Consider the following 4,375-nt stretch of genomic DNA (forward strand, 5'->3'; position numbering starts at 1 on the left):
TAATAAAAAATACCAAAAATATATAATAAAAATATCAAAAAGTCTCTAATTAATAAAAAAATAAGTTGATTAAAATGGGAAGAAAATACTTAAAACGTTACATGGATGATGATTTAGAAAGATATCTTAGAATGATCGGTGCAGTACTGATAGTTGGCCCAAAATGGAGCGGAAAAACTACAACAGCCGAAAGACATGCCAAAAGTGTGATAAAATTACAAGACCCTAAACGAAAAGAGACATATAAAATATGGGCAGAATTTGATCCGGACAGATTATTGGAAGGTAATAAACCTAAACTGATTGATGAATGGCAGATGGCACCTGTCCTATGGGATGCAGTCCGAAATAGTGTTGATGAAATAGGAGGTGAAGGACTATACATTCTAACAGGGTCAACCGTTGTTGATGAATCAAAAATAATGCATTCAGGTACTGGAAGAATACATAGAGTCCTAATGAGACCAATGAGCCTATATGAAAGTCTGGAATCCAATGGTAAAATATCCTTAATGGAATTATTCGACAACCCTGATTTGGACATTAATGGAATAACCTCCGATTTGACAATTGATGATTTAATATTTGCTGCATGTAGAGGCGGATGGCCAGAATCTGTTGTGAAAAAAGATAGGGAAGCTCAATTATTTGTTGCTAAATCTTATGTTCAAAATATTTGTAATACCGATATTTCAGCAATTGACGGAGTTAAAAGAAATCCCGATAAAGTTAGAAGTCTCTTAAAATCTCTTGCAAGAAATAATTCAACACTCGTTAATGATAAAACAATAATGGCTGATATTAATGTAAACGAAAAAATGAGCAATGGAACATATTACTCTTATATCAAAGCATTGAAAGACTTATTCGTTATAGAAGAGATAAGAGGATGGTCACCAGACATTAAATCAAAAACTTCAATGAGATCAAGAAACAAAAAAATATTTATAGACCCCTCAATCGCAATTGCTTCATTAAAAATGAGTCCTGAATCATGTGCTGATGATTTATTCCTGTTTGGATTTTTATTTGAAAATCTGTGCATTAGGGATTTAAGCATTTATACCGGTCCATTGGATGGAAATATTTATTACTACCATGATAAATCAGATATTGAAATTGACTGTGTAGTACATTTAAATGATAATAGATATGCATTAATTGAATGTAAATTGGGTAGTGAAAAAATTGATGAAGGTGCAAAAAACTTATTGAAAATCAATAAATTAATAGAAAAAAATGATGAACTGAACAATCCAAGTTTTCTAGCAGTTTTAACTGGAGGAGAAGTTGCATATACCCGCACTGATGGTGTGAAGGTCATACCAATAGGTTGTCTAAAACAATAATCAGTTTCTAAATTAATTTCTGTTGATAATCGATATATCCAGCTCCTTAACTTCCTTTACAACCTCATCCGCTTTAACATTACCAATCAATAGCGGCGAATCAGGATCATGAAGCCTGAAATTCCTTTTAACAATTTTAGTCGAGAAATTTGCATAACAGTACTCGCATCCATGAAAGCATGTGTTATATTCTCCAACATCCATTCCCAATATGAAACCGATCGCCGAAATTTCTATTCATTTGGGGATTTTTAAATTTTTACCAATGGCTTTCCAAACTGCCTTGCCAGTCATGCAGCCATCAATCTGAATTTATCAAAAAATCTTACCCAACACATGTTTTTAACTGAATATGGCCATCTTCAGCGATTTGAAAATTCACCAGATACTAATAGCTCATCAGAGAAATTTATTAAGATGCAAATCAATTAACTGAGTGTGGAGCCGGCGGTGCGGTTCTTAGCCGCCTGCCAATTTTTTAAACCCTGATTAAATCATCATTAGGATTTGGTGCAGGCTAATCATTCACCGATTCTGTTCTAGACCGTTTAGCAAAAAAAGAGAATATAACAGTTCAAAAACCTGTGTTGATTAAAAAAAAAGAGAAAAATAAGAGATTTTATAAATCTCTTCCGAAAATATGTACGGCTACAGTACCGCCAGTACCTCCGATGTTATGAGTCATACCGATTTCTGCACCGTCAACTTGACGTTTGCCGCAGTCTCCTCTAAGTTGCCAAATGACTTCGGCAGCCTGAGCAATACCTGTTGCACCTAGAGGGTGTCCGCGAGCTTTAAGACCTCCTGAAGGGTTAATCGGGAAATCACCGTCGATTTCGGTTTGACCTTCTTCAATAGCTATTCCACCCTTACCTTTTTCAGCAAATCCCAAGTCTTCAACTGCTAAAAGTCCGTTGATTGAGAAGCAGTCGTGAACTTCAGTCAGGTCAATGTCTTTTTGTGTAACGCCTGCCATTTCATAAGCTTTTCTTGATGCAACCTTAGTGGATTCGATGGTGGTTATGTCTTTTCTATCATGTAATGTTAAAGTTCCGGAAGCCTGTGCTGAAGCCTTTACATAAACCGGAGTGTCAGTATACTTTTTAGCATCTTCAGCAGGCACCATTACAACTGCCGCTGCTCCGTCACTAACCGGAGAACAGTCAAGCAATGTTAACGGATCCGCCACTACAGTAGAGTTTATAACTTTATCTACGGTTACTTCAAATGGGAATTGTGCATTTGGATTTTTTGCCGCATTCTTATGGTTCACTACTGAAAACTGTGCTAGCTGTTCACGGGTAGTTCCATACTCATACATGTGCCTTTTGGCCATCATTGCATATAATGACGGGAATGTGGCTCCCTGTTGTGCTTCCCATTCCTGATCGGATGCAGTAGCAATAGCCGGAGTGGCATCCACTACATCTGTCATTTTTTCCACACCTGCGGAAATTACGACATCGTGAAAACCGGATGCGACGGCCATAATACCCTGCCTTAAAGCTAAACCACCGGATGCACAGGCAGCTTCAACTCTTGTGGTTGGAATTGGATTAAGACCAACGTGGTCAGAAATAAGAGCCGCAATGTGTTCCTGTTGTACAAAAAGTCCGGAGGACATGTTACCAACAAACATTGCTTCAATGTCTGCACCGTCAACATCAGCGTCAACCAAAGCTTTTACACCGGCCTCGGCAATTAAATCTCTAAATGATGAATCCCATAATTCACCAAATTTTGTTTGTGAAACTCCTATAATCGCAACATCTCTCATATTTAAGCCCCCTTACATTTTAAGTTTGCCTTTGAATTTAGCATACACAGCATAGTCCACATATTTCTTATCATCAATTATGTCCTGTGTTTTTGGAGCTAATTCTCTTCTCTCAACAATATCATCTTTAACTGTCAATGTGAATCCGTCACTTCCTGCACCGGAACCGTATGAGACTGCAAATATCTTATCTCCAGGTTCAGCAACATCCAGGATATTGGACAATGCCAGTGGCACTGCACCGGAATAGGTATTTCCGATATTAGGAGTGAGCAATCCATGTTTAATTTGTTCTGAAGTGAATCCTAATTTTTTACCTGTCCTTAGGTAGAACTTACCGTTAGGCTGGTGGAAACAGGCATGGTCATAATCTTCAGGTTTTGTGCCGGTTTCTTCAAATAGCATTTCAGCAGTGCTTAACACGTGTTTAAAGTAAGCCGGTTCACCTGTAAAACGTCCGCCGTGAGACGGATAATCCTGTCCTTCTCTTCTATAAAAATCAGGAGTGTCAGTTGTAAAACTGCAAGTGTGATCAATATCGGCTATTGTATTTTTCTCACCGATAACATAAGCGGCTCCACCTGCAGATGCAGTATATTCTAAAGCATCCCCAGGAGCACCTTGTGAAGTATCAGCACCAATAGCCAAAGCATATTCAACCATTCCGGATTGAACAAGACCCATAGACATTTGGATACCTGCGGTTCCTGCTTTACAAGCAAATTCCAAATCAGCGGCAGTTAATTTTGGAGTTGCGCTAACTGCTTCTGCAACAATAGTTGCAGTCGGTTTAACTGCATACGGATGTGATTCGGAACCGACATAAACGGCACCAATTTTTTTCGGATCGATTTGAGCTCTTGCTAGAGCATATCTAGCAGCGGTAACTGCAATAGTTGCAGTATCTTCATCAGCAGAAGGTACGGACTTTTCATTAACAACTAATCCGTTTGACAAAGCTACAGGGTCATCACCCCATACCTTAGCAATTTCTTCTACTTTAATTCTATATGAGGGAACATGCGCCCCATATCCTACTATCCCTACCATTAAATCACCTTAAAATAATGTCTTTTAAGAAATTAAAAATTAATTTAATTAATACCTATTTTATAGTTATTATTATATAAAATTAACTAATGCAGATAATCTATTTAAACAAAATAAGAATTTTTAAAAAAAAAAAATATGAAGATGCAGTTGCCGGGATTCGAACCCGGGTTGTAGGCTTGGAAGGCCCAAGTAATAA

General features: G+C 37.7%; 4 protein-coding genes. 1 reads left to right on the forward strand and 3 read right to left on the reverse strand.

Annotation, left to right across the window (positions count from 1 at the left end; translation table 11 throughout):
• Positions 1 to 74: 74 nt before the first annotated feature.
• On the forward strand, positions 75 to 1,349 hold the full coding sequence (locus Q4Q16_RS09190) for an ATP-binding protein (protein WP_303347428.1): 1,275 nt from the start codon (positions 75 to 77) through the stop codon (positions 1,347 to 1,349).
• Positions 1,350 to 1,361: 12 nt separating this feature from the next.
• Here Q4Q16_RS09190 and Q4Q16_RS09195 read toward each other — a convergent pair whose 3' ends face one another.
• The 3 genes from Q4Q16_RS09195 to Q4Q16_RS09205 form a co-directional block, all read right to left on the reverse strand.
• Positions 1,362 to 1,553: a hypothetical protein gene (locus Q4Q16_RS09195; protein ID WP_303347429.1), complete on the reverse strand. Its 192-nt coding sequence runs from the start codon at positions 1,551 to 1,553 to the stop codon at positions 1,362 to 1,364.
• 415 nt (positions 1,554 to 1,968) lie between these two features.
• A complete protein-coding gene (locus Q4Q16_RS09200; protein ID WP_303347430.1) occupies positions 1,969 to 3,126 on the reverse strand; it encodes a thiolase domain-containing protein in 1,158 nt (385 codons plus the stop codon).
• Between the two features lie 12 nt (positions 3,127 to 3,138).
• Positions 3,139 to 4,176, reverse strand: coding sequence for a hydroxymethylglutaryl-CoA synthase (locus Q4Q16_RS09205; RefSeq protein WP_303347431.1), 1,038 nt, complete (start codon positions 4,174 to 4,176; stop codon positions 3,139 to 3,141).
• Positions 4,177 to 4,375: the final 199 nt, after the last annotated feature.

The organism is Methanobrevibacter sp. (assembly GCF_030539875.1).
In the GTDB taxonomy this organism is placed as follows: domain Archaea; phylum Methanobacteriota; class Methanobacteria; order Methanobacteriales; family Methanobacteriaceae; genus Methanocatella.

Coding starts and splice junctions, on each gene's coding strand:
- Q4Q16_RS09195 (WP_303347429.1), bottom strand. CDS start 1,553: ATGGATGTTGGAGAATATAACACATGCTTTCATGGATGCGAGTACTGT.
- Q4Q16_RS09205 (WP_303347431.1), bottom strand. CDS start 4,176: ATGGTAGGGATAGTAGGATATGGGGCGCATGTTCCCTCATATAGAATT.
- Q4Q16_RS09190 (WP_303347428.1), top strand. CDS start 75: ATGGGAAGAAAATACTTAAAACGTTACATGGATGATGATTTAGAAAGA.
- Q4Q16_RS09200 (WP_303347430.1), bottom strand. CDS start 3,126: ATGAGAGATGTTGCGATTATAGGAGTTTCACAAACAAAATTTGGTGAA.